The organism is Aeromonas sp. 130281, from assembly GCF_056642115.1.
In genome coordinates this window covers 1,335,425-1,361,535 of the sequence record NZ_JBWVQS010000001.1, presented here as the reverse complement: position 1 = coordinate 1,361,535, position 26,111 = coordinate 1,335,425, and the positions used below count along the sequence as shown (strand labels likewise).

Sequence of the window (26,111 nt, the reverse complement as noted above, 5' to 3'; positions counted from 1 at the left end):
TCATTAACAGAAGCCTGTGCCAAGACACAGGCCACGTAGAAGGACAAGCATGTTTACATTCCTGCTGAAACGGTTCTATCAGGCCGTGATAGTGATGTTCGTCATCAGCCTGGTCGCCTTCTCCATCCAGGACAACCTGGGGGATCCGCTGCGCGAGCTGGTGGGACAATCCGTCTCCGAGTCCGTGCGCCAGGAGCTGCGCGACAAGATGGGCCTCAACGATCCCTTTTTGGTGAAATACAGCCGCTTCTTGCAGAACGCGGTGCAAGGGGATCTGGGCACCTCCTATTTCTTCAAGCGACCGGCCCTCGAGGTGATCCTCGACAAGCTGGTGGCTACCCTTGAGCTGGTGTTTGCTGCCGCGCTCATCATCGTCGTGGTCTCCATTCCGCTGGGGGTTTATTCGGCGATAAGACCACGCAGTTTCCTGACCAAGCTCATCATGGCGGTGAGCAGCATCGGCATCTCGATCCCGGTCTTCCTGACCGCCATCATGCTGATGTACCTCTTCTCCATCCAGCTGGGCTGGCTGCCGGCCTATGGCCGTGGCGAGACCCTTAACCTGCTGGGCTGGGAGTCGGGCTTCTTTACCTGGGACGGCATACTGCACCTGATCCTGCCTGCGGTGTCGCTCTCCTCCATCATGCTGCCGCTGTTCATCCGGCTGGTACGCTCCGAGATGCTGGAGCAGCTCTCCTCCGAGTACGTGAAGTTCGCCCGTGCCAAGGGGCTGGATAACAACAAGGTCTACTACAGCCACGCCCTCAAAAACACCATGCTGCCTGTCATCACAGTCGGCGGCGTGCAGATCGGCACCATGGTGGCCTACACCATACTGACCGAGAGCGTGTTCCAGTGGCCGGGGACGGGTTTCCTGTTCCTCGAGGCGATCCACAGGGTCGATACCCCGCTGATCACCGCTTACGTCATCTTCGTGGGCCTTATCTTCGTGGTGACCAATACCCTGGTCGACCTGCTCTACGGGTTCATCAACCCGACCGTCAACCTGACCGCCAAGGGGTAACAGATGACTAATGCTGTAACTGCAAGCCCAAGCCGTTGGGCGCGATTCAAGAACTCTGACATCGTCTACTACTTCCTGCGGGACAAGGTAGCCATGTTCAGCTTTGCGGTGTTTGTGGTGTTCGTACTGGCGGCGCTGCTGGCGCCCTGGCTGGCACCGCACAACGTCTATGACCAGACCAGCTTCGATCTGATGGATGCGGAGCTGCCTCCCTCCTGGCTGGAAGGGGGCGAAGCGCGCTTCTGGCTCGGCACCGACAACCAGGGTCGTGACATCTGGAGCACCATCCTCTATGGCGCCCGCATCTCGCTGACCATAGGCCTGTTCGCCGTCGGTCTGCAGCTGGTGCTCGGCATCGTCATCGGCCTCATCGCCGGTTACTTCGGTGGTCGTATCGACAACCTGCTGATGCGCTTTGCCGACGTGCAGCTGTCGTTCTCCACCATGATGGTGGCGATCATCATCTCCGCCATCTTCCAGGCGACCTTTGGCTCCGAGTTCTACTCTAAGTTCGCCATCCTGATGCTGGTGGTGATCATCGGCATCGCCGAGTGGCCCCAGTACGCCCGGACGGTACGCGCCTCCGTGCTGGCGGAGAAGAAGAAGGAGTACGTGGAAGCGGCCCAGGTGATGGGGTTCCGTGCCCCGCGCATCATGTTCCGCCACATACTGCCGAACTGCCTGTCGCCCATCCTGGTCATCTCCACGGTGCAGGTGGCGAACGCCATCATGAGCGAGGCGGCACTCTCCTTCCTGGGGCTGGGCATGCCGGTGGATCAGCCGTCCCTGGGGTCGCTCATCAGCGTGGGCTTCAACTACATCTTCTCCGGCTCCTGGTGGATCACCGCCTTCCCGGGCATCTGCCTGGTGGTGCTGGTGCTGGTCATCAACCTGCTGGGTGACTGGCTGCGGGATGTGTTTAACCCCAAGATCTACAAGGGCTGATGGAGGGCGATTCACGAGTGCGCTGCGGCGGCCCGTGAACCGGTTTGACATCATGAATGACAGGAAGGGCGCCTGATGGCGCCCTTCTTTATTGCTCGTGTTTGCCCTTGTCGGGCCTGCCGTTCTGCGTCAGGCCTTCAGCCAGGCCTCGATGCTGGCCTGGATACCTGCGGCATCCAGCCCCAGCTGGGCATAGATCTCCTCCTGGGTGCCTTGCTCCACGAAGCGATCCGGCAGCCCCAGATTGAGCACAGGCTTGCACTGCTTGGCATGCATCAGCAGCTCGTTCACCGCAGAGCCGGCCCCGCCCATGATGGCGTTGTCCTCGAGAGTGACAAACTGATCGTGGGAGGCGGCAAGGGATAGCACCAGGGCCTCGTCCATGGGCTTGACGAAGCGCATGTCCACCAGGGTGGCGTCCAGCGCCTCGGCGGCGGCCTTGGCCTGATGCAGCAGGGTGCCGAACGCCAGTATGGCGGTGCCCTTGCCCTGGCGAACAATCCGGCCCTTGCCGAGTTCAAGTGCCTGCATCTCGCTCATGATCTCGCTGCCGCAGCCGCTGCCACGGGGGTAGCGCACCGCAGCGGGCTGGTTGCACTGATAGCCGGTGTAGAGCATCTGGCGGCACTCGTTCTCGTCGGAGGGCGTCATCACCACCATGTTCGGCACTGTGCGCAGGAAGCTGATGTCGAACGCCCCCTGATGGGTGGGGCCGTCGGCGCCTACGAGACCGGCCCTGTCGATGGCGAACAGCACCGGCAGGTTCTGCAGCGCCACGTCGTGGATCAGCTGGTCATAGGCCCGTTGCAGGAAGCTCGAATAGATGGCGACCACGGGTTTCTTGTCGGCGATGGCAAGGCCGGCGGCGAAGGTGACCGCATGTTGTTCGGCGATGGCCACGTCGAAGTAGCGATCCGGGTACTGCTGGCTGAACTTGACCAGGCCGGAGCCCTCGCGCATGGCGGGGGTGATGCCGACCAGTTTCTCGTCTTTCGCCGCCATGTCGCACAGCCACTGGCCGAAGATGGCGGAGAAGGTCGGCTTGCCGCCGGCGCTCTTGGGCAGGGCGCACTCGTCCGGGTTGAACTTGGGGACGGCGTGATAGCCGATGGGGTCTTTCTCGGCAGGCTCGTAGCCCTTGCCCTTCTTGGTCTTGACGTGCAGCAGCTGGGGACCCTTGAGGTTGCGCATGTTGCGCAGGGTCTCGACCAGAGCGTGGATGTCGTGGCCGTCGATGGGGCCTATGTAGTTGAAGCCGAACTCCTCGAACAGGGTGCCTGGCACCACCATGCCCTTGAGGTGTTCCTCGGCCCGCTTGGCCAGCTCCTTGACCGGCGGCAGCCCAGCCAACACCTTCTTGCCGCCTTCGCGGATGGTGGTGTAGAGCTTGCCGGACATCAGCCTGGCCAGGTGGTTGTTGAGCGCTCCGACATTTTCGGAGATGGACATCTCGTTGTCATTGAGCACCACCAGCATGTCCTTGTGGACGTCGCCTGCATGGTTGAGGGCCTCGAAGGCCATGCCCGCCGTGATGGCGCCGTCACCGATGACGGCCACCACCTTGCGGCCCAGCCCCTCGCTCTCGGCGGCAACCGCCATGCCGAGGGCGGCACCTATGGAGGTGCTGGAGTGGCCCACGCTGAGCACGTCATACTCGCTCTCTTCCCGCCAGGGGAAGGGGTGCAGGCCATCTTTCTGGCGAATGGTGTGAATGCGCTCGCGCCGACCGGTCAGGATCTTGTGGGGATAGGCCTGATGGCCCACGTCCCACACCAATCGATCGAAGGGGGTGTTGTAGACGTAGTGCAGCGCCACCGTCAGCTCGACTGTGCCGAGGCCGGAGGCGAAGTGGCCGCTGGAGCGGCTCACCGAGCGCAGCAGATACTCGCGCAGCTCTTCGCACAGAATGGGCAGCCGCTCTTTGGGCAGGGATCGCAACTCGACCGGCGTATCCGCGAGGGCCAGGTTGGGGAAATCGCTAATATCAACGCTCATATTGTTACTGTTATCCAGCGTTTAGTGGGTTCGCTCGATGATGTAATCGGCAAACGCTTCCAGAATGTCGGTATTGTAGGGCAAGGATTGCAGGGCTGTTAAGGCCTTGTCATGCAGTTCGCGAGCCAGCTCACGGGCAGGATCGAGACCGAGCAGGGCCGGATAGGTGCTCTTCTCCTGCGCCAGATCCGAGCCTTGCGGCTTGCCCAGGGTGGCGGTGTCGCCCGTGATGTCGAGGATGTCATCCTGCACCTGGAAGGCGAGCCCGATGGCGGCGGCATAGGTTTGCAGCGCGGCCAGGGTGGCGGGTTCCACGTCGGCCTTGCACAGGGCCCCCAGGGTGACGGCGCACTCGATGAGCGCGCCCGTCTTGTGGCGGTGCACCTGCTCCAGCTCGGCGAGGCTGATCCGGCGGCCTTCGGCCTCAAGATCCAGCGCCTGACCGCCGCACATGCCGAGATAACCGGAGGCGCGGGCCAGGGCACTCAGCATCCGTACCCGGTTGGCCAGCAGCTCGTCGGGGAGGGGATGATCCGCCAGGATGGAGAAGGCCAGGGTCTGCAGGGCATCACCGGCCAGGATGGCGGTGCCTTCATCGAATGCCTTGTGGACTGTCGGTTGGCCGCGGCGCAAATCGTCGTTGTCCATGGCGGGCAGATCGTCGTGCAGCAGGGAGTAGGCGTGAATGCACTCCACCGCGGCGGCAGGGCCGTCGAGCCGCTCGCTTGGCACCCCCAGCATCTCGCCCACGGCGTAGACCAGGAAGGGGCGTACCCGTTTGCCGCCGAGCAGCAGGCCGTATTTCATCGCGTCCCGCAGGCGCGGCGCCATGGCGGGCAGAGCCTCAAGCTGTGCCGAGAGGCAGTCGTCGATGCGGCGCCGGTGCAGGCGGGAGAAATCGTCCAGGGTCACTCACTCCTCTCCTTGCTCTGATCGAAAGGGGACCGCCTGTTCGCTGCCGTCGGCCTGGGTCAGGAGGATCTGGATCTTCTGCTCGGCCTGCTCCAGCTTCTGCTGGCCGGCCCGCACCAGATGGATGCCCTGTTCGAATTGTTTGAGTGCCTCCTCGAGGGGGAGCGACCCCTGTTCGAGTTGATGCACTATGGTTTCCAGCTCTTCCAGGGTGGCATCAAAACTCAGACGGTCGATTTTTTTACTGGCCATGTCCATCCTCGGGGATTGAAAAAAACGGCTCATCTTAACATCGACCGGGCACAGGGGGGAGGCAGAAAAGTGTGCCGTCCTCAAACTATCCTGACCGCGGCCGATAGAAAGGGGCTGGCATCCATGTACTGCCGATGGGTTATTGAGGTGTGCCGGGCTTGCTGCCAGGGGCGCAATAGCAGAAAATTCAACAAAATATAAATAGATGGCAAGTTCGGTGACAGGAGTAGGGATGTGGATTTAGGCAGTCTGATAGGCATAGTGCTGGGATTCGGGGTGGTGGTGTACGGCATGCTGCTGGGTGGCCCCATGAGCATGTATGTGGATATGCCCTCGGTCTATATCACCATACTGGGTTCCCTCTTCATCTGCATGATGAAGTTCAACCTCAGCCAGTTCCTGATGGCGTTCAAGGTTGCGGGCAAGGCCTTCATGTACAAGGGCGACAAGCTCGACGATCTGATTGCCAAGGCAGTGGAGCTGGCGGACGCGGCCCGCAAGGGAGGCTTTCTGGCGCTGGAGGCGGCGGAGATCCCCAATCCCTTCATGAAGAAGGGCATCGACATGCTGGTGGACGGCCATGACGCCGACGTGGTGCGCGCCGTGATGGAAAAAGACATAGAGCTGACCTCGGAGCGCCACGTCATCGCCGTCAAGGTGTTTCGCTCCCTGGGTGACCTCGGCCCCGCCATGGGGATGATAGGTACGCTAGTGGGGCTGGTGGCCATGCTGGCGAACATGAGTGATCCCAAGTCCATCGGCCCGGCTATGGCGGTGGCCTTGCTGACCACGCTGTACGGGGCGATCGAGGCCAACATGATCGCCATCCCCATCGCCGACAAGCTGGAGCTGCGCAGCGGCGAGGAGCAGCTGAGCCGCACCCTGATCCTCGACGCCATCATGGGCATTCAGGATGGTCAGAACCCTCGCGTGATCCAGGCCATGCTGCAGAACTACCTGAATCAGTCCAAACGCAACAACGGGGTTGAATAGGAGGCCCCATGGCAAAGTGCAAGTGTCCGCCACCCGGCCTGCCCGGTTACATGGGTACCTTCGCCGATCTCATGTCCCTGTTGATGTGCTTCTTCGTGCTGCTGCTCTCCTTTGCGGAGATGGATGTGCAGAAGTTCAAGCAGATCGCCGGCTCCATGGAGAAGGCGTTCGGGGTGCAGAACATCCTGGAGGTGAAGGATATTCCCAAGGGGACCTCGGTCATCGCCCAGGAGTTTCGCCCCGGCCGGCCTGAACCGACGCCCATCGACACCATCATGCAGCAGACCATAGACATGACCCAGACCGAGCTGGATTTTCAGCCCGGGGATGCGGATCAGGCGGGAGGCCATGACAAGACCGAGGGGCAGCAGAGCGGCGGCGACACCGCCCAGCAGGCCCAGAAGGCGCAGCAGCAGTCCAACGAACTGGCCAAGGCGCTGGCCGAGCAGATGCAGGCCCAGATCCAGGACGGGGCCATCGAGATAGAGGCGCTGGGTCAGCAGATCATCATTCGCATCCGCGAGAAGGCGGCGTTCCCGGCGGGTTCCGCCTTCCTGCAGCCCCAGTTCTGGCCGGTGATCCGTAAAGTCGCGACCCTGCTCAAGGATGTGCCGGGGGAGATCACCGTCTCCGGTCATACCGATGACGTCGCCACCGAAGACGAGCTGTTCCAGTCCAATTGGGAGCTTTCGTCCCAGCGGGCGGTGGCGGTGGCCCACCAGATGATCAAGGTGCCCGGCTTTGACGGCAACCGCCTGGTGGTGCAGGGCATGGCGGATTCCCAGCCGCTGGTGCCGAACAACAGCCCGGAGAACCGGCGCATGAACCGGCGGGTGGAGATCGCCATCATGCAGGGCAAACCGACGGTATCTGCCCCTATCGGGGTGGCGGATCCCAAGTAGCTTTCGCCAGGAAGCGCGATCCCGCTCGCAGGGGCTGACATGGATTTTGTGACGGCTTCATATTAAGATGCCTCATCCGAACCGATAGCTGCGGCTCTCTTTGATTGCCGCAGCTTCTCTTTATAAAGCAACCCAGGTTTCGACTATGAATCATACTCCGATGACTGTTCGCGGCGCTGAAAAGCTGCGTCAAGAGCTCGACTATCTGAAGAGCGAGCTGCGTCCCCAGATTATCGAAGCGATTGCTGATGCCCGTGAACATGGTGATCTGAAAGAAAACGCCGAGTACCATGCCGCTCGCGAGCAGCAAGGTTTCTGTGAAGGCCGCATTCAGGAGATTGAGAGCAAGCTCTCCAATGCCCAGGTGATCGATATCACCAAGATTGCCAACAATGGCCGCGTCATCTTCGGTGCGACCGTGACCCTGCTGAAAAGCGAGACGGAAGAGGAAGTGGTGTACCGCATCGTGGGTGACGACGAGGCGGACATCAAGCAGAACATGATCTCCGTGAACTCGCCCATTGCCCGTGCCCTGATCGGCAAGGAAGTGGACGACGTGGCCATCGTCAAGACGCCGGGTGGCGACGTGGAATACGAGATCCTGGAAGTCGCCTATCTCTGATTGAGTTCTGACAGAGACAGACAGGGGAGCCCCGGCTCCCCTGTTGCATTTAGTCCCCCTGATAGGTCTGGACGAAGGCGTCCTGATGACGCTGGAAGAGCCAGTCCCGCAGTTGCTCCTGGTCTCCCTTGTCCAGCTGGAATTTCAAGGCCCAGTCATGGTGCTTCTGGTGGGACTGGACATGCCTTATCAGGGTGCCGCTCAGTGCCAGGGGGGGCAATCCCTCTATGCCGAGGGTACCGTGCAGCCGGTCGCCCTTGGCCAGCGTCGGTGGCAAACCGGCCACAATGAGACCACCGAGGGAGAGGCTGTGCACCTCATACTCGGCATCGCTGGTATGCAGGACGGCTTTCTCATCGAGTCGCCAGGCGCGCAGGTGAGGGGAGCCCAGCTCAGTGATGGTGGGGGCGGCGATGCGCAGCTCGGTGTGGCCTTCCGCCGCCAGGGTACAATGCAGCGGAAAACGCAGTTGGTGGCCGGCGATGCGGGCCTCGATCGTCAGGGGGTTGGCCCGTTGCAACAGGCTCTGTAGGGGAAGACTCAGGTTGCCTCGCAGGAACTGGCCGGCGGCCATGTCCTCGGCATCTCCCAAGTCCTGCAGCATGGCCAGCTCCTCGTCGGTGAGAATCTGATGCTTGTCCATAGTGGGTGTCCGCAAGTATTCATCGCAGGTTAAGGGCCTGACGACTATTTTGGCAAGCGACTTGGGAAGAAGGGAAATGAAGGAAAGAGCGAACGCTCTTTCCTGTTACTTGCGGGGCAACTGGATCTTGGGTTCTGTGGCCTGACGATAGATGGTCAGTACATGGCCCATGCTCTGTACCTTGATGGCGCCTGTCTCACGGACGATGGCTTCCATCACCAGCTGTTTCATCTCACGATCTTCAGACGACACCTTAACCTTGATCAGCTCGTGATGGTTCAGCGCCAGATCGATCTCGGCCAGCACCCCTTCGGTCAGGCCGTGTTGTCCCAGCAGGACGACCGGCTTCAGGCTGTGGGCGAGGCCCTTGAGGTACTGTTTCTGTTTATTGTTGAGAATCATGGCAATTTCTTCATAAGTCAGGGTTGAAAGGGGCGTATTCTACCCCCACTTAGCCCTTAATACTAATAACCCTTGTGGTTTTTTAAAGTCGACAATCATGACCCAGAAAAAACATTCCCCCAGTTCAACCCGCTGGTTAAAAGAACATTTTGACGATCATTACGTCAAAAAAGCCCAGAAGTTGGGACTGCGTTCCCGCGCCGTGTTCAAGATCGATGAGATCCAGGGCAAGGACAAACTGCTCAAGCCGGGCATGACGGTGGTGGATCTGGGGGCGGCCCCCGGTGGCTGGTCCCAGTTCGCCATTGAGCAGGTGGGTGAAAAGGGACGAGTGATTGCTTGCGATATTCTGCCGATGGATTCCATTGCCGGTGTCGATTTCCTGCAAGGGGACTTTCGGGAGGAAACTGTGCTTGCCGCCTTGCTGGCCCGGGTTGGCCCGGACAAGGTCGATGTGGTCATGTCTGACATGGCCCCCAACATGAGCGGGACCCAGCAGGTGGATCAGGCTCGCTCCATGTATCTGATCGAGCTGGCGCTGGACATGTGCAATCAGGTCTTGCGCAGTAATGGCAGTTTCGTGGTCAAGGTATTCCAGGGGGAGGGGTTTGACGCCTATCTCAATGAAATTCGTAGACTTTTCTCTGTCGTCAAGATTCGTAAACCAGACTCCTCCCGTGCCCGTTCACGAGAAGTCTACATTGTGGCTACCGGTTTTAAACTGTAGTACCCTAACCCTCATCGTTAACTGTCAGTCTGCGAGGTCATTGATTTGAGTGACATGGCGAAAAACCTAATCCTGTGGCTGGTCATCGCCGTCGTGCTGATGTCGGTGTTCAATAGCTTCAGCCCCAGCGATACCACCAGTCGCCAGCTGGACTATTCCAGCTTCGTGAAAGAAGTGACCCAAGAGCAGATCCGTGAAGTGCGGATGGATGGCAAGGTCATTAATGGCGTCAAGCGCACCGGTGAACGTTTCACCACCATCATCCCTGCGCCGGATCCCCAACTGCTCAACGACATGCTCAACCACAACGTGAAGGTGATGGGTGAGAAGCCGGAAGAGCCGTCTCTGATCACGTCCATCTTCATCTCCTGGTTCCCGATGCTGTTGCTGATCGGTGTCTGGGTCTTCTTCATGCGTCAGATGCAGGGCGGCGGTGGCAAGGGTGCCATGTCGTTCGGCAAGAGCAAGGCTCGCCTGATGAGTGAAGATCAGATCAAGACCACCTTCGTCGACGTGGCGGGTTGTGACGAGGCAAAGGAAGAGGTCAAAGAGCTGGTCGACTATCTGCGCGATCCGACCAAGTTCCAGAAACTGGGCGGCAAGATCCCCACCGGCGTGCTGCTGGTTGGTCCTCCCGGTACAGGTAAGACTCTGCTGGCCAAGGCCATTGCGGGCGAAGCCAAGGTGCCCTTCTTCACCATCTCGGGTTCCGACTTCGTCGAGATGTTCGTGGGTGTCGGTGCCTCCCGGGTGCGCGACATGTTCGAGCAGGCCAAGAAGTCCTCCCCTTGCATCATCTTCATCGATGAAATCGACGCGGTCGGTCGCCAGCGTGGCGCCGGTCTGGGTGGTGGCCACGATGAGCGTGAGCAGACCCTGAACCAGATGCTGGTCGAGATGGATGGTTTCGAAGGCAATGAAGGCGTCATCGTCATCGCCGCGACCAACCGTCCAGACGTGCTGGATCCCGCTCTGCTGCGCCCGGGTCGTTTCGACCGTCAGGTCGTGGTCGGTCTGCCGGATGTCCGCGGCCGTGAGCAGATCCTGAAGGTGCACATGCGCAAGGTTCCGTTGGCGGATGACGTCAATCCGGCGCTGATTGCCCGTGGTACGCCCGGTTTCTCCGGTGCCGATCTCGCCAACCTGGTCAACGAAGCCGCCCTGTTTTCCGCGCGTGAGAGCCGCCGCGTGGTGTCCATGAACGAGTTCGAGAAGGCCAAGGACAAGATCATGATGGGGGCGGAACGTCGCTCCATGGTGATGAAGGAGTCCGAGAAGGAGATGACGGCTTATCATGAAGCCGGTCATGCCATCATCGGTCGGGTCGTGCCGGATCATGATCCCGTCTACAAGGTCTCCATCATTCCCCGTGGCCGTGCCCTTGGGGTGACCATGTACCTGCCGGAGCAGGATCGCTGGAGCCACTCCAAGCAGCATCTGGAGTCGATGATCTCCAGCCTGTACGGCGGTCGTCTGGCGGAAGAGCTGATCTACGGTGCCGAGAAGGTATCGACCGGTGCCTCCAACGACATCGAGCGTGCCACCGACATCGCCCGCAAGATGGTGACCCAGTGGGGTATGTCCGAGCGTCTGGGCCCCATGCTCTATGCCGAAGAAGACGGTGAAGTCTTCCTTGGCCGCAGCATGGCCAAGGCCAAGCACATGTCCGACGACACCGCGCGCGTCATCGATGCCGAGGTCAAGCAGGTCATCGATCGCAACTATGCTCGTGCCAAGCAGATCCTGCAGGACAACATGGATGTGCTGCACACCATGAAGGATGCCTTGATGAAGTACGAGACCATAGATGCCAAGCAGATCGACGATCTGATGGCTCGTCGTGAGGTACGTGCTCCCAGCAACTGGCACGATGAACACGGTGACACCCCGCAAGGGGGCGCCAGCGTGAGCAGCGAGCCCGAGGTCAAGGCGCAGGCCGATGACAACAGCGCACCGCGCAATGACATCGACAAGGCGAACGATGTGCCGGCCAAATAAGCTTTCATGATCCAAACCCCGGGCTTGCCCGGGGTTTTTCTTTGTGCGGATATCCAGATTTTCTTGTGACAGGTAGATGTAAAGATGCAACTAATCAGCAAGGGGCGCAGCCTCTCCCTGGAGCGTCCCCACGTCATGGGGATCCTCAACGTGACGCCGGACTCCTTCTCCGATGGTGGCCGCTTCAAGCAGCTTGAACTGGCCCTGGCCCATGCTCGCCAGATGATGGAGGAGGGGGCCACCCTCATCGACATCGGCGGCGAGTCGACCCGCCCCGGCGCCCCCGACGTGAGCGAGCAGGAGGAGCTGGACAGAGTCATCCCCGTGGTCGAGCGGATGGTGCAGGAGCTGGATGTGATGATCTCCCTCGACACCTCCAAGGCTGCTGTAATGAGGGCGGGCTGCGCGGCAGGGGGCCACCTCATCAATGACGTGCGGGCCCTGCTCGAGCCCGGAGCCCTGGCTGCCGCGGCAGAGGCTGACGTGCCCGTGTGCCTGATGCACATGCAGGGGCAGCCGAGAACCATGCAGGCGGAACCTCATTACGAGGACTTGCTGGGGGAGGTGAGGGCCTTCTTCGACGAGCGGATAGCCGCTTGCCTGGATGCCGGGATCCCGCGCCGGCACCTGCTGCTGGATCCGGGTTACGGCTTTGGCAAGACGGTGGCACACAACTATCAGTTGCTGGCCGGGCAGCAGAAGTTGCTGGATTACGGTTTGCCGCTCTTGGTGGGGATGTCGCGAAAGTCTATGATAGGCAATCTGCTTGGCCGCCCAGTTGATGAGCGGCTGGCCGGCAGCCTGGCCTGCGCCCTGATCGGGTTGCAACATGGCGCCAGGATCATCCGGGTGCACGACGTGCGAGCCACCATGGACACGCTGCGTGTAGGCTGGATGACCATGACGGGACAAGATTTCGTATCCAGATAAAATAACGAGAACAGACAATGACCAGAAAGTACTTCGGCACAGACGGTGTGCGCGGCAAGGTGGGTGAATACCCGATCACCCCGGATTTCGTGATGAAGCTGGGCTGGGCCGCCGGCAAGGTGCTCTCCAAGAAGGGCACCAGGAAGGTGCTGATAGGCAAGGACACCCGGATCTCCGGCTACATGCTGGAATCGGCGCTGGAAGCGGGCCTCTCCGCTGCGGGCCTCAAGGCCATACTGATGGGCCCCATGCCGACGCCGGCGGTGGCTTACCTGACTCGCACCTTCCGTGCCGAGGCCGGCATCGTCATCAGCGCCTCCCACAACCCCTATTACGACAACGGCATCAAGTTCTTCTCCGCCGACGGCACCAAGCTGCCCGATGAGGTGGAGCTGGCCATCGAGGCCGAGCTGGATCACGAGCTCAAGTGCGTGGAGTCCGCCGAACTTGGCAAGGCGCAGCGCATCGACGATGCCGCCGGCCGTTACATCGAGTTCTGCAAGAGCACCTTCCCCACCCATCTGAGCCTGGAAGGGGTGAAGATGGTGGTGGATTGCGGCCATGGCGCCACCTATCACATAGCCCCCTCGGTGTTCCGCGAGCTGGGCGCCGAGGTGATTGCCATCGGTTGCAGCCCGGACGGCCTCAACATCAACGATGGGGTGGGCTCCACCGCACCAGAGGCGCTGGCCGCCAAGGTGCTGGAGTGCAAGGCCGATCTCGGTGTTGCCTTCGATGGTGACGGCGATCGCCTGGTGATGGTAGACAGCACTGGCTACATCATCGACGGGGACGAGATCCTCTACATCATCGCCCGAGATGCCCTGCGCAACGGCCGCCTCAAGGGCGGCGTGGTCGGTACCCTGATGGCCAACATGGGTCTGGAGCTGGCATTGCAGACGCTCGGTATTCCGTTTGCCCGTGCCAAGGTGGGTGACCGCTACGTGCTCGAGATGATGAACGAGAAGGGCTGGCGCATCGGTGGCGAGAACTCGGGTCACATCATCTGCCTGGATCAGACCACCACAGGGGATGGCATAGTCGCCGCCCTGCAGGTGCTGACGGCGGTGTGCTCTGCGGAGATGCCGCTGGCCAAGCTGCGCTCCGGCATGAGCAAGTTCCCCCAGGTACTGGTGAACGTACGTTTTGCCGAGGGCAAGGATCCGCTGGCGGCCGAAGCCGTGCAGCAGGAAGTGACCAAGGTGGAACAGGAACTGGGCGGCCGTGGCCGTGTCCTGCTGCGCAAATCCGGCACCGAGCCCCTGATCCGGGTCATGGTGGAAGGGGAGCATGAGCAACAGGTGCGTGACATGGCACAACGCATCGCCCAACAGGTCGAATCGGCGTTTTAATGAGCAACCAGGGCGATTTTTTAATCGCCCTGGTTGTATCTTGTTCAAACGATTCGAAAATTTGAAAATAGCACTTGTCAGCTGATCATCCTCTGGATATTATCAGCCCCGCTTTCGCAAGGGAGTTGCCGATGGGACATCGCAAGCCGTTTGTAGCCGCCAACTGGAAGTTACACGGTAGTAGGTCGCAGTTAGAGCAGTTTACGAGTCAATGCCTGAAGGGTGTTGGTGATGATGTAGATGTTGTTCTCTGTCCTTCCCATGTGCATCTCGACTTTACCGCACGACTGCTCGATGAGCAGAAGGTGATAAGGTTGGGGGCTCAGAATGTGAGCCAGCACAGGCTGGGCGCTTATACGGGTGAAGTCTCGTGTGAGATGCTGGTCGAGGCAGGGTGCCGATACGTACTGGTCGGTCACTCCGAGCGCAGGCGTCTCTTTGGTGAGACCAGCTTTATCGTCGCAGAGAAGTTTGCGGCAGTCAGAGCGGCAGGTTTGATTCCCATCCTTTGTCTGGGGGAGTCAGGTGCGGCGAGACAGGCGAGAAGAACCTTCGAGGTGATCGCCGAAGAGCTGGATATCGTCATAGAGAAAAATGGCGCGATGGCTTTCGATAATGCTATCATCGCCTACGAGCCGATTTGGGCTGTAGGTACAGGTAAATGCGCCACACCCGAGCAGGCACAAGAGGTTCATTCCTTTATACGTGGTCGCTTGGCGGAGGATACTCCGGTAATAGGTGAGAAAGTCAGAATCATCTATGGTGGGAGCGTGACGCCGACCAACGCGAGAGATTTGTTTGCCCAGCCCGACATTGATGGCGGACTGATAGGTGGAGCAAGCCTCGACAGCGATGCGTTTTTAGGAATTGTTGAAGCGGCAAAGGGTGCAAGTTAAATGTACGAGATTCTTTTAGTCGTTTATCTGCTGGTGTCACTGGCTCTGATCGGTCTGGTGATGATTCAGCAAGGTAAAGGGGCTGATATGGGCGCCTCCTTCGGCGCAGGGGCATCGAATACCGTATTCGGCTCCGGTGGTTCAGGCAGTTTCCTGACCCGCACAACTGCAATTTTGGCCACTCTGTTCTTTTTGATCAGCCTGGTGCTTGGCTCAATGTCAAGCAACAAGGTAAAACAGGGTAGCGAATGGGAAAATCTGCAACAGACTCAGCAAGTTGAGCAGACCAAAGCGCCAGTGAAGAAAGACACTGACGTTCCCGAGTAAAGAGTTTTTGCCGTGGTGGTGGAATTGGTAGACACGCTATCTTGAGGGGGTAGTGCTCTAGGGTGTGCGGGTTCGAGTCCCGCCCACGGCACCAATTAAGCAGTGAACCCGGGTAACCGGGAAGTTATAGCCAGTCAGTCTTGTGTGATGAGAATGAAGTGGCTATAATCTCGCACGATTTCGGACGCGGGGTGGAGCAGCATGGTAGCTCGTCGGGCTCATAACCCGAAGGTCGTCGGTTCAAATCCGGCCCCCGCAACCAAATTTCACGCATTTCCTACGCTCAGGAAGGCGGTCGCTGCGAGGCGACAATCAGGGTAAAGCGCCAAGCCCCGATTTGACATCGGGGCTTTTTGTTATGTGCGATTTACTCTGAATCGATCTCTATCTGGGCTATATGCCCTTTTTTTGTTTTTCGGAGGGTGACTTTGGCTACGTTGGAACAACGTTTGACCGATCTGCTCGAGGCTCCGGTCGTTGCCTTGGGTTTTGAACTTTGGGGTGTCGAGTTTATCCGTGCGGGTAAGCACTCGACCTTGCGCGTCTTCATCGACTCGGAGCAAGGCGTGACGGTGGAAGACTGTGCCGAGGTGAGCCGCCAGGTTGGCGCCATCATGGACGTCGAAGATCCCATCACCGAGGAGTATTACCTCGAGGTGTCCTCCCCGGGCCTGGATCGTCCGCTGTTCAAGGTTGCCCAGTTCGAAAAATACGTTGGCCAGGAGGCGGCGGTTTCGCTTCGGATGGCAACAAACAACCGCCGCAAGTTCAAAGGCGTAATCAAAGCTGTGCAGGGGGACATGATCACCCTGACAGTAGATGGTAAGGACGAGGTGTTGGCTTTCACCAATATCCAAAAAGCGAACATAGTGCCGAACTTTGGTTAACGAGGCTATCGGATATGAATAAAGAGATTTTGCTGGTCGTTGACGCTGTGTCCAACGAGAAGGCTGTCCCCCGCGAGAAGATTTTCCAGGCTCTGGAGACTGCGCTGGCGACTGCGACCAAGAAAAAATACGAAGGCGAGATTGAAGTTCGGGTCGAGATCGATCGCAAGACCGGTGACTACGACACCTATCGCCGTTGGGTCGTGGTGGCCGATCAGGCTTCCATGGAGAACCCGTACGGGGAAATCACCCTCGAAGCCGCTCAGATCGAGCAGCCGGATATCCAGATCGGCGACTATGTTGAAGACCAGATTGACTCTGTCACCTTCGACCGCATCACCACCCAGACCGCCAAGCAGGTTATCGTGCAGAAAGTGCGCGAGGCCGAGCGTTCCCAAGTCGTTGACCAGTTCAAGGACAAGGAAGGCACCATCATCAGCGGCGTGGTCAAGAAGAGCAACCGCGACAACGTGATCCTGGATCTGGGCAGCAATGCCGAGGCCGTGATCTTCCGCGACGACATGCTGCCCCGTGAGACCTTCCGTCCCGGTGACCGCATCCGTGGCCTGCTGTATGCAGTCCGTCCGGAAGCCCGTGGTTCCCAGCTGTTCGTCAGCCGCTCCAGCCCGGACTTCCTGAAAGAGCTGTTCCGCATCGAAGTGCCGGAGATCGGCGAAGAGATGATCGAGATCATGGGCGCTGCCCGTGATCCGGGTTCCCGCGCGAAGATCGCGGTGAAGACCAACGATCGTCGTATCGACCCGATCGGTGCCTGTATCGGCATGCGCGGCGCCCGCGTTCAGGCGGTCTCCGCCGAGCTGAGCGGTGAGCGTGCCGACATCGTCCTGTACGATGACAACCCGGCCCAATACGTGATCAATGCCATGGCGCCTGCCGATGTGGCCTCCATCATCGTTGATGAAGACAACCACACCATGGACATCGCCGTGGAAGCCGCCAACCTGGCCCAGGCCATCGGTCGCAACGGTCAGAACGTACGTCTGGCCTCCCAGCTGACCGGTTGGGAGCTGAACGTCATGACCGTCGAGGACATGCGTGCCAAGCACCAGGCCGAGAACGATCGCATCCTGACCCTGTTCACCACAGCGCTGGACATCGACGACGATTTCGCCGGTCTGCTGATGGAAGAAGGTTTCTCCACCCTGGAAGAGATCGCCTTCGTGCCCGTCAATGAGCTGCTGGCCATCGACGGTCTGGACGAAGACATGGTGGAAGAGCTGCGCAAGCGTGCCAAGGATGTCCTGACCACCAAGGCCCTGGCCAAAGAAGAATCCTTCGACGGCGTAGAGCCTTCCGAAGAACTGCTCAATCTCAACGGCCTTGGCCGTGACATGGCGTATGCCCTGGCCGCTCGCGGCGTCGGCACCCTGGAAGATTTGGCAGAGCAAGGTATCGACGACCTTGCCGACATTGAAGAGCTGACCGCTGAGAAAGCCGGTGAGCTGATTATGGCTGCTCGCAATATCTGTTGGTTCGGAGAAGAGCAGTCTGAATAAGGTCAAACGGAGGAAAATGAATGGCAGAAGTATCAGTCAAACAACTTGCCACTGACATCGACACGCCGGTTGATCGTCTTCTCCAGCAGTTTGTCGATGCCGGTATCAGCAAGAGCAAGGCCGACGACCTCGTCAGCGAGTCTGAGAAACAGACTCTGCTGGCTCACTTGAAAAAACAGCATGGAGGTGACGAGATCACCGCACCAGCCCGCATGACTTTGCAGCGCAAGACCAAGAGCACCCTGAGTGTTCAAGGGACTGGCGGCAAGAACAAGGAAGTGCAGGTTGAAGTGCGCAAAACTCGCACCTATGTAAAACGCTCGGCGCTGGAAGATGAACAGCGTCAGGCGGAAGCCGAGGAAAAAGCGCGTTTGGAAGCAGAAGAAAAAGCTCGTCACGAGGCCGAAAACAAGGCCCGTCTCGACGCTGAAGAGAAGGCTCGCCGTGAGGCTGAGCAGGCTCGTCGTGAAGCTGAGGAAAAGGCGCGGATCGAGGCACAATCAAAGGCTCGACAGGCTCCACAGCCCGCCAAAGTAGCCGCTAGCACAGCTCAGCAAGAGGCAGAAAAGATGGCCAAGCGCGAAGCAGAAGAACTGAAGCGCCAACAGGAACAGACAGCTTTGCAAAAAGCTGAAGAACTCGCCGCGAAGAAAGCCGAAGAGGCTCGTGTCATGGCGGAACAGAATGCGGCCCGTTGGGCCGAGGAAGAGGCCGCTCGCGCCAAAGAGAGCAGCGATTACCATCTGACCACCAACAAGCACGCGCAAGCGGCCGAAGATGAGTTGGATCGTAAGGAAGAGACCAGCCGTCGCACGGCTGCCGCTGCCAAGGCCCCGAAAAAGGCCACTCGCCGCGAAGACGACCGTGACTCCCGCAACCCCCGCGCCCGCAAGGGCAAGCGTGGCAAGATGGCCATGCCGAACGCCATGAAGCACGGCTTCAACAAGCCGGCTGCCGTGGTGAACCGTGACGTCGTCATCGGCGAGACCATCACCGTGGCCGAGCTGGCCAACAAGATGGCCGTCAAGGGCGTCGAAGTCATCAAGGTAATGATGAAGATGGGTGCCATGGCCACCATCAACCAGGTGATCGATCAGGAGACCGCTCAGCTGGTCGCCGAGGAGATGGGTCACAAGGTGGTGCTGCGCCGTGAGAACGAGCTGGAAGAGGCGGTACTGTCCGATCGTGACGAGACCTCCGAAGCCAAGCCGCGTGCCCCTGTCGTGACCATCATGGGTCACGTCGACCACGGCAAGACCTCGCTGCTGGACTACATCCGTAAAGCCAAGGTCGCCGCAGGCGAAGCCGGTGGCATCACCCAGCATATCGGTGCCTACCACGTCGAGACCGACAGTGGCATGATCACCTTCCTGGATACCCCGGGTCACGCCGCGTTTACCTCCATGCGTGCTCGTGGTGCCAAGGCGACCGATATCGTGGTTCTGGTGGTTGCTGCCGATGACGGCGTCATGCCGCAGACCATCGAAGCCATCCAGCACGCCAAGGCGGCAGAAGTGCCCCTGGTGGTGGCGGTCAACAAGATCGACAAGCCTGAAGCGGATCCGGATCGCGTCAAGACCGAGCTGGCCCGTTACAACGTCATGTCCGAAGACTGGGGTGGCGATTGCCAGTTCGTCCACGTCTCCGCCAAATCCGGCGAAGGCATCGACGAGCTGCTGGAAGCCATCCTGATCCAGTCCGAAGTGCTGGAGCTGAAAGCGGTCGTCGATGGCATGGCCAACGGCGTCGTGATCGAATCCTTCCTGGACAAGGGTCGTGGCCCGGTTGCCACCGTACTGGTACAAGAAGGTACCCTGCGTCAGGGTGACATCGTGCTCTGTGGTCTCGAATACGGCCGTGTTCGCGCCATGCGTGACGAACTGGGTCGCGAGATCAAGGAAGCGGGTCCGTCCCTGCCGGTGGAAATCCTGGGTCTGTCCGGTGTTCCCTCTGCCGGTGACGAAGCCACCGTCGTGCGTGACGAGAAGAAGGCCCGTGAAGTGGCTCTCTATCGTCAGGGCAAGTTCCGCGAAGTCAAGCTGGCTCGCCAGCAGAAGGCCAAGCTGGAAAACATGTTCGCCAACATGACCGAGGGCGAAGTGTCCGAAGTGAACGTGGTGATCAAGGCCGACGTACAGGGTTCTGTGGAAGCGATCTGCGATGCGCTGGTCAAGCTCTCCACCGACGAAGTCAAGGTCAAGATCGTGGGTTCCGGGGTCGGTGGTATCACCGAAACCGACGCTACCCTGGCGGCTGCTTCCAGCGCCATCCTGGTGGGCTTCAACGTCCGTGCCGACGCTTCTGCGCGCAAGGTCATCGAATCCGAGAGCCTGGATCTGCGTTACTACTCCGTCATCTATGACCTGATCGACGAAGTGAAGCAGGCCATGAGCGGCAAGCTGGCCCCTGAGTATCGTCAGGAGATCATCGGTCTGGCTGAAGTCCGTAGCGTCTTCAAGTCACCGAAGTTCGGCGCCGTTGCCGGCTGTATGGTCACCGAAGGTGTGGTCAAGCGTTCCAACCGTATTCGCGTTCTGCGTGACAACGTGGTTATCTATGAAGGCGAGCTGGAATCCCTGCGTCGCTTCAAGGATGACGTCAACGAGGTCCGCAACGGTTACGAGTGTGGTATCGCGGTCAAGAACTACAACGATGTGCGTGAAGGCGACCAGATCGAAGTTTACGAGACCATTGAAATTCAGCGGACTCTGTAAGCCGAGCGTTAGAACAAATAGGGGGCTGCGGCCCCCTTTTATCGCAGGATAGAATATGGCCAGAGAATTCAGCCGGACCCGTCGGGTCGGGCAGCAGATCCAGCGTGAAATCGCGCTGATCCTGCAGCGCGAGGTGAAAGACCCGCGCATCGGCATGGTGACCGTCTCCGACGTGGAAGTGTCCAAGGACCTCAACTATGCCAAGATTTACGTCACCTTCCTGCAGCTGGAGAATGACGCCGAGCGCATCGCGGAAGGGCTCAAGGGCCTGACCGAGGCAGCCGGTTACATTCGCAGCCTGCTTGGCAGCGCCATGCGTCTGCGGGTGGTGCCGGAGCTGCGCTTCTACTACGACCAGACCCTGGTCGAGGGGATGCGCCTCTCCAACCTGGTGACCAACACTGTGCGTGAAGACAAGCGTCGCATGACCGAAGCCGGTCGTGAAGAAGACGAAGCCGCACCGGATGATACTACTGAGGACAAAGCCTGAGATGTCTCGAAGACGTCGTTTCAAGGGCCGTGACGTACACGGTATCCTGCTGCTGGACAAGCCGACCGGTCTGACTTCCAACGATGTGTTGCAGAAGGTCAAGCGGATCTACAACGCGGCCAAGGCCGGCCACACCGGCGCCCTGGATCCCCTGGCGACCGGCATGTTGCCTATCTGCCTGGGCGAGGCCACCAAGTTCTCCCAGTATCTGCTGGAGGCGGACAAGCGCTATGAGGTGACCGCCAAGCTGGGCGAGCGCACCAACACCAGCGACTCCGACGGCGAGGTGGTCTCCACCCGTCCGGTGAACGTGGCCGTGGGTACCCTGATCGAGGCGCTGGACCAGTTCCGCGGCCCCATCATGCAGGTGCCGTCCATGTACTCCGCCCTCAAGCACAACGGTCGTCCGCTCTACGAGTACGCCCGCGAAGGCATAGAGATCGAGCGGGAAGCCCGTCCCATCACCGTATTCGAGCTCAAACTGCTGAGTTTCGAAGGGGATGAGGTGCGCCTCGAGGTGCACTGCAGCAAGGGCACCTACATCCGCTCCCTGGTGGACGATCTTGGCGAAGTGCTGGGCTGTGGCGCCCACGTCACCCAGCTGCGTCGCACCCAGGTGGCCAGCTATCCCTATGATCGGATGCTGACCCTGGAGCAGCTCGAGTGCATCTTCGAGCAGGCCAAGGCCGAGAGCATTCCGCCACGGGAGCAGCTGGATCCCCTGCTGCTGCCGATGGATACCGCAGTGGCGTCCCTGCCCGAGGTGAACATGCTGACGGCCGTGGCCGCCTATGTGAACCAGGGCCAGGCCGTGCAGGTGGCGGGTGCGCCGCACAGCGGCCAGGTCCGCATGACGGTGGGCCCTGAGCGCGAGTTCATCGGCGTCGGCGAGATCGACGACGAAGGACGGGTCGCCCCCAAGCGGCTGGTGCGTTATCACGACGATCGCGACGAGGAGTGATCCTCTGGCGGTATCGCCCTGGCTCACCGGCCAGGGCGCATGCAGCTCGCTCCTCTTTATCGTTGCGAAAAGGGGCGGCTGCGATTATGATACCGCCCTCATTTCACGGCTGAATTAGAGATTGGCTGTGAACCTTTAAACACTCTACTGGAGTAATACCATGTCTCTAAATGCTGAGATCAAAGCTTCCATCGTTGCTGACAACGCTCGTTGCGCCAACGACACCGGTTCCCCCGAAGTGCAGGTTGCCCTGCTGACTGCCCAGATCAACCATCTGCAAGGTCACTTCAAGGAGCACGCCAAGGATCACCACGGTCGTCGCGGTCTGCTGCGCATGGTTTCCCAGCGTCGTAAGCTGCTGGACTACCTGAAGCGTAAAGACGTTCAGCGTTACGCTGCTCTGATCGCCAAGCTGGGTCTGCGTCGTTAATCGACCATCAGATTTCGCGAAAAAGGGGAACCGTGAGGTTCCCCTTTTTTATGGATCATTTTTATCGCGCGACAAACCGTTGCCTGCCTCACAGAATGCGTGCCACCGCTTACCTTTTGATGCGAATCAAGTATACTTGCACGCGAATTTAAAGCGCCAAATTGTAAAAAGGAAATTCACGTGAATCCTATTGTAAAGTCATTCCAGTACGGTCAACACACCGTCACCCTGGAAACCGGTGTGATGGCCCGTCAAGCCACTGCGGCCGTCATGGTCAGCATGGACGATACCTGCGTATTTGTGACCGTCGTCGGCAAGAAAGAGGCCGATCACGGCCGTGATTTCTTCCCGCTGACCGTCAACTACCAGGAGCGTACCTATGCTGCTGGTCGTATCCCGGGTGGTTTCTTCCGTCGTGAAGGCCGTCCGAGCGAAGGTGAGACCCTCATCTCCCGCCTGATCGACCGTCCTATTCGTCCGCTGTTCCCGGAAGGCTTCCTCAATGAGGTTCAGGTGGTTGCCACCGTCATGTCCGTGAACCCGGCCGTGTCCCCCGACATCGTTGCCATGATCGGTGCCTCTGCTGCCCTGGCCATCTCCGGTATCCCGTTCGGCGGCCCGATTGCTGCTGCCCGCGTGGGTTACATGAACGGTCAGTACGTGCTGAACCCGACCACCACCGAACTGCCCCAGAGCGATCTGGACCTGGTGGTTGCCGGTACCGCCAACGCCGTGCTGATGGTGGAATCCGAAGCGGCCATCCTGTCCGAAGAGGTGATGCTGGGCGCCGTGGTCTATGGCCACGAGCAGATGCAGGTGGTGATCAACGCTATCAACGAGTTTGCCGCCGACGTGGGTACCCAGCCCTGGGACTGGACCCCGCCTGCCGTCAACGAAGCGCTGAAAGCCAAGGTTGCCGAGCTGGCCACCGCCGAACTGGGTGAAGCCTACCGCATCACCGAGAAGGCCGTGCGTTATGCCGCCATCGGTGCCATCAAGGCGCGCGTGGTCGAGCAGGTCATCGCCTCCGGCGTGGAAGAAGATGCCAAGAAGATCGGCGAAGAGTTCCACAGCCTGGAAAGCCGTATCGTCCGTGGCCGTGTGGTCCGTGGCGAGCCGCGCATCGATGGTCGCGATCCGGAGATGATCCGCGCCCTGTCCGTCGGCACCGGCATCCTGCCCCGTGCCCACGGCTCTGCCCTGTTCACCCGTGGCGAGACTCAGGCCATCGTGGTTGCGACCCTGGGTACCGAGCGTGACGCCCAGAACATCGACGAGCTGTCTGGCCACCGTGCCGACCGCTTCATGCTGCACTACAACTTCCCGCCCTACTGCGTCGGCGAGACAGGCATGATGGGCAGCCCCAAGCGTCGTGAAATCGGTCACGGTCGTCTGGCCAAACGCGGCGTTGCTGCCGTGATGCCGAGCGCCGCCGAGTTCCCGTACGTGGTGCGCGTGGTCTCTGAAATCACCGAATCCAACGGTTCCTCCTCCATGGCCTCCGTCTGTGGTTCCTCCCTGGCGCTGATGGACGCGGGTGTGCCGATCAAGGCCTCCGTTGCCGGTATCGCCATGGGTCTGGTGAAGGAAGAAGAAGGTTTCGTGGTGCTGTCCGACATCCTGGGTGACGAAGATCACCTGGGCGACATGGACTTCAAGGTGGCCGGTACTACCCAGGGTATCACCGCGCTGCAGATGGACATCAAGATCGAAGGCATCACCAAAGAGATCATGGAGATTGCCCTCAAGCAAGCTCGTGGCGCTCGCCTGCACATCCTGAAGGTCATGGACGAAGCCATCCAGGCTCCCCGTGCCGAAATCTCCGATTTCGCCCCGCGCATCCACACCATCAAGATCAATCCCGAGAAGATCAAGGATGTCATCGGCAAGGGCGGTTCCGTGATCCGTGCCCTGACCGAAGAGACCGGCACCAACATCGAGCTGGATGATGACGGCACCGTCCGCATCTCTGCCGTTGCCAACGAAGCCGCCATGGAAGCCATCCGTCGCATCGAGGCCATCACCGCCGAGATCGAAGTGAACCGCATCTATGAAGGCAAGGTTGTGCGTCTGGCCGATTTCGGCGCTTTCGTCAACATACTGCCGGGTAAAGACGGTCTGGTGCACATCTCCCAGATCACCGATGCCCGCGTGCAGAACGTGGCCGACTTCCTGAAGATCGGCGATGTGGTGAAGGTGAAGGTACTGGAAGTGGACCGTCAGGGCCGCGTGCGTCTCTCCATCAAGGAAGCGAATGCACCGACCGAAGCCGTCGCCCCGGTTGCCGACGTGGCCGTTGCTGAAGAGCCGGCTGCCGAATAAGGCACCCGTACTGTGAAGAGCCGACCTCAGGGTCGGCTTTTTTGTGCCTGTCTGCCTGTGAAGACCAGAGAGAAGATGCCTTGTTCCTTTTGGCGCCAGTTGCTATAAGGGACGACTCGCCGTCACGTTGTCAAAAGGAAGTGCAGCATGTCATGGGCCTATCTCAGGCAGTTTCCCCCGTTAGTCTGGATCGTCATCCTGGGCACCTTCATGGTGCGCACCACCTTCTTCATGGTCTGGCCCTTTCTCTCCATCCTGCTCTATCACGACTACGGGCTGTCGGCGACCCTGATCGGCCTCATCCTGGGGGCCACGGCGGCCCTCTCCACTCTAGTCAGCTTCTATGGCGGCTGGCTGTCGGACAAGTGGGGGCGGCGCAACATACTGCTGTTCGGCTGCCTAGTGTCCGCCCTGAGCGTCGCCTTGCTCGGCCTCTCCCATCAGGTGATCTGGCTGGCTCTCGGGGTGATCGGCAGCGGGCTCTCCTACGGGCTCATCGATTCCCCTGGCAAGGCGTTGATGGCCGACAGCCTGGCCGAGCCCAAGGCCCGCGAGCTGGCGCTGCACCTGCGTTACTTTCTGCTCAACCTGGGGGCGGCCATAGGTCCCCTGCTCGGGGTCAGCTACGGCCTGAGCGCACGGCAGGAGACTTTCCTGCTGCTCAGTGCCAGCTATCTGCTGCTCGGCTTCATCTTCTTCGTCGGTTTTCGACTGGCCGCCTGTCAGCCAAGCCATGCCACCGGCCCGGGCATGCGCGCCGTGCTGCGGGTGCTCTGGCAGGACAGGGGCTTCCTGCTGCTGACGATGGCCAACATGTTGCTGATGCTGGTCTATGCCCAGTTCGAGTCACCGCTCATCCAGTACCTGACCCGGGCGGGGACCCCGGAAGTGGAGCGCCTCATCGGCTGGCTGGTGAGCACCAATGCGCTGACCATAGTGATCCTGCAGTTCCCGCTGCTGCACCTGACCGCCAACTGGTCTATCAAGCGCCGACTGCAGCTCGGGGTCGCCTTCTTCCTCAGCGCCCAGCTGCAGTTCGCGCTCGGGGATACCGCTATCTGGTGGCACTGGATAGTGGCGGTGATCCTGCTCAGCATCGGCGAGTGCATCCTGTTCCCGCTGCTCAATGTGCTGGTCGATCAGATGGCGCCGGAGCACCTCAAGGGCAGTTACTTCGGGGCGGCTTCCATGTCCGGGCTCGGGATTGCCATCGGTGCCCTGCTGGGGGGCTGGATCCTGGCCAACTGGGGGGGCAGCTGGCTCTATGGCTGCATGGCGCTGCTCTGCCTGGCGATCCTGATGCTCTATGGCCTGAGTACCCGGACCTCACGCCCTGCGCTGGTCCGGGCCGAGCCCTGATCCCTAGAAGGTCAGCACCTTGTCGGCCGCCAGTGTCCACTGGGCCAGCAGGGGCAGGGTGCCTACCTCTATACCCTCGATGAGGGGAAGGGCCGTGATGCCCCGCGCGTCCGTGCAGCTCTTGCACAGCCGGATCCGGGTGCCCTGTGCCAGCAGGATCTCCAGCATCTGGCGCAGGTTGTAACCCTCGGCGGGGGATTGGCCCGCCAGGGCGGCGCTGACCGCGTCTGACATCAGGAAGAGTTTCAGGTCGATGTCTTCCTGCTCGTTGAGGGCTATCCCCAGGCGCAGGGCATTGAACAGGGTTTCGCTGCCATAGGGGGCACCGTTGGCGATGATGACGATCTGTTGCTTCATGGGACTCTCCGGGTTGAAAGGGGCATTGTAGCGTCGCCGGCATGGCGGCGGCATGACCCAGTGCAAACTCTGTCGTAGCCCTTTCCCTGTGCCTTGACCTCGGGGTATGAGTCAGGTTTCATAGGCGGCCATCCAGTATGACAGAGCAAAGAGG

25 protein-coding genes and 2 tRNA genes are annotated in these 26,111 nt (G+C 60.0%); 21 read left to right on the top strand and 6 right to left on the bottom strand.

All coding sequences use genetic code 11. The features are described 5' to 3' along the window. Positions 1-49 precede the first annotated feature (49 nt). A complete protein-coding gene (locus tag AC1IN8_RS06145) occupies positions 50-1,024 on the top strand; it encodes an ABC transporter permease (RefSeq protein WP_479758371.1) in 975 nt (324 codons plus the stop codon). Positions 1,025-1,027: 3 nt separating this feature from the next. Beyond that, positions 1,028-1,969 (top strand): ABC transporter permease, encoded by a 942-nt coding sequence (locus AC1IN8_RS06140; protein WP_025326038.1) that lies wholly within the window; start codon positions 1,028-1,030, stop codon positions 1,967-1,969. Between the two features lie 129 nt (positions 1,970-2,098). Here the strand turns inward: AC1IN8_RS06140 and dxs are convergent, their stop codons facing one another. Genes dxs through xseB form a run of 3 tightly spaced genes read right to left on the bottom strand, consistent with a single transcriptional unit; the run spans position 2,099 to position 5,128 of the window. Beyond that, entirely contained in the window at positions 2,099-3,964 is a 1,866-nt protein-coding gene (gene dxs / locus AC1IN8_RS06135; protein ID WP_479758370.1) for a 1-deoxy-D-xylulose-5-phosphate synthase, read from the bottom strand. 21 nt (positions 3,965-3,985) lie between these two features. Further along, positions 3,986-4,876 carry a (2E,6E)-farnesyl diphosphate synthase gene (gene ispA, locus AC1IN8_RS06130; RefSeq protein WP_202046532.1) on the bottom strand — a complete coding sequence of 297 codons (891 nt, stop codon included), beginning with the start codon at positions 4,874-4,876 and terminating at the stop codon, positions 3,986-3,988. Further along, a complete protein-coding gene (gene xseB / locus AC1IN8_RS06125; RefSeq protein WP_025326041.1) occupies positions 4,877-5,128 on the bottom strand; it encodes an exodeoxyribonuclease VII small subunit in 252 nt (83 codons plus the stop codon). Between the two features lie 234 nt (positions 5,129-5,362). Between xseB and pomA the strand changes: the two genes are divergently transcribed. The 3 genes from pomA to greA all read left to right on the top strand — a co-directional run bounded on the left by pomA (position 5,363) and on the right by greA (position 7,645). Further along, positions 5,363-6,121, top strand: coding sequence for a flagellar motor protein PomA (gene pomA, locus AC1IN8_RS06120; protein ID WP_139437339.1), 759 nt, complete (start codon positions 5,363-5,365; stop codon positions 6,119-6,121). Between the two features lie 8 nt (positions 6,122-6,129). Next, positions 6,130-7,023, top strand: a complete 894-nt coding sequence (locus AC1IN8_RS06115; RefSeq protein WP_139437341.1) for a flagellar motor protein MotB — start codon at positions 6,130-6,132, stop codon at positions 7,021-7,023. 145 nt (positions 7,024-7,168) lie between these two features. Further along, entirely contained in the window at positions 7,169-7,645 is a 477-nt protein-coding gene (greA, locus tag AC1IN8_RS06110) for a transcription elongation factor GreA (RefSeq protein WP_139437343.1), read from the top strand. 49 nt (positions 7,646-7,694) lie between these two features. Here greA and AC1IN8_RS06105 read toward each other — a convergent pair whose 3' ends face one another. Both AC1IN8_RS06105 and yhbY read right to left on the bottom strand, forming a co-directional pair. Continuing rightward, positions 7,695-8,288, bottom strand: coding sequence for a PilZ domain-containing protein (locus tag AC1IN8_RS06105; protein WP_479758369.1), 594 nt, complete (start codon positions 8,286-8,288; stop codon positions 7,695-7,697). Between the two features lie 105 nt (positions 8,289-8,393). Then, positions 8,394-8,690 carry a ribosome assembly RNA-binding protein YhbY gene (gene yhbY / locus AC1IN8_RS06100; protein WP_025326057.1) on the bottom strand — a complete coding sequence of 99 codons (297 nt, stop codon included), beginning with the start codon at positions 8,688-8,690 and terminating at the stop codon, positions 8,394-8,396. A gap of 97 nt (positions 8,691-8,787) precedes the next feature. Here yhbY and rlmE point away from each other — a divergent pair, with 97 nt between their 5' ends. From rlmE to AC1IN8_RS06020, 16 genes are all read left to right on the top strand, one after another. Then, a complete protein-coding gene (gene rlmE, locus AC1IN8_RS06095) occupies positions 8,788-9,417 on the top strand; it encodes a 23S rRNA (uridine(2552)-2'-O)-methyltransferase RlmE (protein ID WP_025326058.1) in 630 nt (209 codons plus the stop codon). Between the two features lie 45 nt (positions 9,418-9,462). Beyond that, positions 9,463-11,415 carry an ATP-dependent zinc metalloprotease FtsH gene (gene ftsH / locus AC1IN8_RS06090; RefSeq protein ID WP_202046530.1) on the top strand — a complete coding sequence of 651 codons (1,953 nt, stop codon included), beginning with the start codon at positions 9,463-9,465 and terminating at the stop codon, positions 11,413-11,415. A gap of 84 nt (positions 11,416-11,499) precedes the next feature. Beyond that, positions 11,500-12,345 (top strand): dihydropteroate synthase, encoded by an 846-nt coding sequence (gene folP / locus AC1IN8_RS06085; protein ID WP_479758368.1) that lies wholly within the window; start codon positions 11,500-11,502, stop codon positions 12,343-12,345. A gap of 17 nt (positions 12,346-12,362) precedes the next feature. Further along, positions 12,363-13,697 carry a phosphoglucosamine mutase gene (glmM, locus tag AC1IN8_RS06080; RefSeq protein WP_202046528.1) on the top strand — a complete coding sequence of 445 codons (1,335 nt, stop codon included), beginning with the start codon at positions 12,363-12,365 and terminating at the stop codon, positions 13,695-13,697. A 131-nt stretch (positions 13,698-13,828) separates the two neighbouring features. Next, entirely contained in the window at positions 13,829-14,593 is a 765-nt protein-coding gene (gene tpiA, locus AC1IN8_RS06075; protein ID WP_479758367.1) for a triose-phosphate isomerase, read from the top strand. After that, on the top strand, positions 14,594-14,920 hold the full coding sequence (gene secG / locus AC1IN8_RS06070; RefSeq protein WP_025326063.1) for a preprotein translocase subunit SecG: 327 nt from the start codon (positions 14,594-14,596) through the stop codon (positions 14,918-14,920). A gap of 9 nt (positions 14,921-14,929) precedes the next feature. Continuing rightward, positions 14,930-15,014 (top strand) — tRNA-Leu (locus AC1IN8_RS06065). 91 nt (positions 15,015-15,105) lie between these two features. Continuing rightward, positions 15,106-15,182: transfer RNA gene (locus tag AC1IN8_RS06060), tRNA-Met, on the top strand. Between the two features lie 166 nt (positions 15,183-15,348). After that, a complete protein-coding gene (gene rimP / locus AC1IN8_RS06055) occupies positions 15,349-15,807 on the top strand; it encodes a ribosome maturation factor RimP (RefSeq protein WP_025326064.1) in 459 nt (152 codons plus the stop codon). Between the two features lie 14 nt (positions 15,808-15,821). After that, positions 15,822-17,324, top strand: coding sequence for a transcription termination factor NusA (gene nusA, locus AC1IN8_RS06050; RefSeq protein ID WP_042648795.1), 1,503 nt, complete (start codon positions 15,822-15,824; stop codon positions 17,322-17,324). 20 nt (positions 17,325-17,344) lie between these two features. Next, positions 17,345-20,038, top strand: a complete 2,694-nt coding sequence (gene infB, locus AC1IN8_RS06045; RefSeq protein WP_139437351.1) for a translation initiation factor IF-2 — start codon at positions 17,345-17,347, stop codon at positions 20,036-20,038. A gap of 55 nt (positions 20,039-20,093) precedes the next feature. After that, positions 20,094-20,528: a 30S ribosome-binding factor RbfA gene (rbfA, locus tag AC1IN8_RS06040; protein WP_005326642.1), complete on the top strand. Its 435-nt coding sequence runs from the start codon at positions 20,094-20,096 to the stop codon at positions 20,526-20,528. A gap of 1 nt (position 20,529) precedes the next feature. Then, positions 20,530-21,489 (top strand): tRNA pseudouridine(55) synthase TruB, encoded by a 960-nt coding sequence (gene truB / locus AC1IN8_RS06035; protein ID WP_479758366.1) that lies wholly within the window; start codon positions 20,530-20,532, stop codon positions 21,487-21,489. Between the two features lie 160 nt (positions 21,490-21,649). Next, a complete protein-coding gene (rpsO, locus tag AC1IN8_RS06030; RefSeq protein WP_005317514.1) occupies positions 21,650-21,919 on the top strand; it encodes a 30S ribosomal protein S15 in 270 nt (89 codons plus the stop codon). A 180-nt stretch (positions 21,920-22,099) separates the two neighbouring features. Beyond that, positions 22,100-24,241 carry a polyribonucleotide nucleotidyltransferase gene (pnp, locus tag AC1IN8_RS06025; RefSeq protein WP_139437353.1) on the top strand — a complete coding sequence of 714 codons (2,142 nt, stop codon included), beginning with the start codon at positions 22,100-22,102 and terminating at the stop codon, positions 24,239-24,241. Between the two features lie 147 nt (positions 24,242-24,388). Further along, the gene (locus AC1IN8_RS06020; protein WP_479758365.1) at positions 24,389-25,600 is read left to right on the top strand and encodes an MDR family MFS transporter; all 1,212 of its coding nucleotides are present in this window, start codon (positions 24,389-24,391) and stop codon (positions 25,598-25,600) included. A 3-nt stretch (positions 25,601-25,603) separates the two neighbouring features. Here the strand turns inward: AC1IN8_RS06020 and AC1IN8_RS06015 are convergent, their stop codons facing one another. Next, positions 25,604-25,957, bottom strand: coding sequence for a DsrE/DsrF/TusD sulfur relay family protein (locus tag AC1IN8_RS06015; protein ID WP_265435509.1), 354 nt, complete (start codon positions 25,955-25,957; stop codon positions 25,604-25,606). Positions 25,958-26,111: the final 154 nt, after the last annotated feature.

Coding starts and splice junctions, on each gene's coding strand:
- rbfA (WP_005326642.1), top strand. CDS start 20,094: ATGGCCAGAGAATTCAGCCGGACCCGTCGGGTCGGGCAGCAGATCCAG.
- greA (WP_139437343.1), top strand. CDS start 7,169: ATGAATCATACTCCGATGACTGTTCGCGGCGCTGAAAAGCTGCGTCAA.
- rpsO (WP_005317514.1), top strand. CDS start 21,650: ATGTCTCTAAATGCTGAGATCAAAGCTTCCATCGTTGCTGACAACGCT.
- glmM (WP_202046528.1), top strand. CDS start 12,363: ATGACCAGAAAGTACTTCGGCACAGACGGTGTGCGCGGCAAGGTGGGT.
- truB (WP_479758366.1), top strand. CDS start 20,530: ATGTCTCGAAGACGTCGTTTCAAGGGCCGTGACGTACACGGTATCCTG.
- AC1IN8_RS06020 (WP_479758365.1), top strand. CDS start 24,389: ATGTCATGGGCCTATCTCAGGCAGTTTCCCCCGTTAGTCTGGATCGTC.
- AC1IN8_RS06015 (WP_265435509.1), bottom strand. CDS start 25,957: ATGAAGCAACAGATCGTCATCATCGCCAACGGTGCCCCCTATGGCAGC.
- AC1IN8_RS06145 (WP_479758371.1), top strand. CDS start 50: ATGTTTACATTCCTGCTGAAACGGTTCTATCAGGCCGTGATAGTGATG.
- yhbY (WP_025326057.1), bottom strand. CDS start 8,690: ATGATTCTCAACAATAAACAGAAACAGTACCTCAAGGGCCTCGCCCAC.
- tpiA (WP_479758367.1), top strand. CDS start 13,829: ATGGGACATCGCAAGCCGTTTGTAGCCGCCAACTGGAAGTTACACGGT.
- infB (WP_139437351.1), top strand. CDS start 17,345: ATGGCAGAAGTATCAGTCAAACAACTTGCCACTGACATCGACACGCCG.
- secG (WP_025326063.1), top strand. CDS start 14,594: ATGTACGAGATTCTTTTAGTCGTTTATCTGCTGGTGTCACTGGCTCTG.
- nusA (WP_042648795.1), top strand. CDS start 15,822: ATGAATAAAGAGATTTTGCTGGTCGTTGACGCTGTGTCCAACGAGAAG.
- xseB (WP_025326041.1), bottom strand. CDS start 5,128: ATGGCCAGTAAAAAAATCGACCGTCTGAGTTTTGATGCCACCCTGGAA.
- rlmE (WP_025326058.1), top strand. CDS start 8,788: ATGACCCAGAAAAAACATTCCCCCAGTTCAACCCGCTGGTTAAAAGAA.
- folP (WP_479758368.1), top strand. CDS start 11,500: ATGCAACTAATCAGCAAGGGGCGCAGCCTCTCCCTGGAGCGTCCCCAC.
- AC1IN8_RS06105 (WP_479758369.1), bottom strand. CDS start 8,288: ATGGACAAGCATCAGATTCTCACCGACGAGGAGCTGGCCATGCTGCAG.
- AC1IN8_RS06115 (WP_139437341.1), top strand. CDS start 6,130: ATGGCAAAGTGCAAGTGTCCGCCACCCGGCCTGCCCGGTTACATGGGT.
- AC1IN8_RS06140 (WP_025326038.1), top strand. CDS start 1,028: ATGACTAATGCTGTAACTGCAAGCCCAAGCCGTTGGGCGCGATTCAAG.
- dxs (WP_479758370.1), bottom strand. CDS start 3,964: ATGAGCGTTGATATTAGCGATTTCCCCAACCTGGCCCTCGCGGATACG.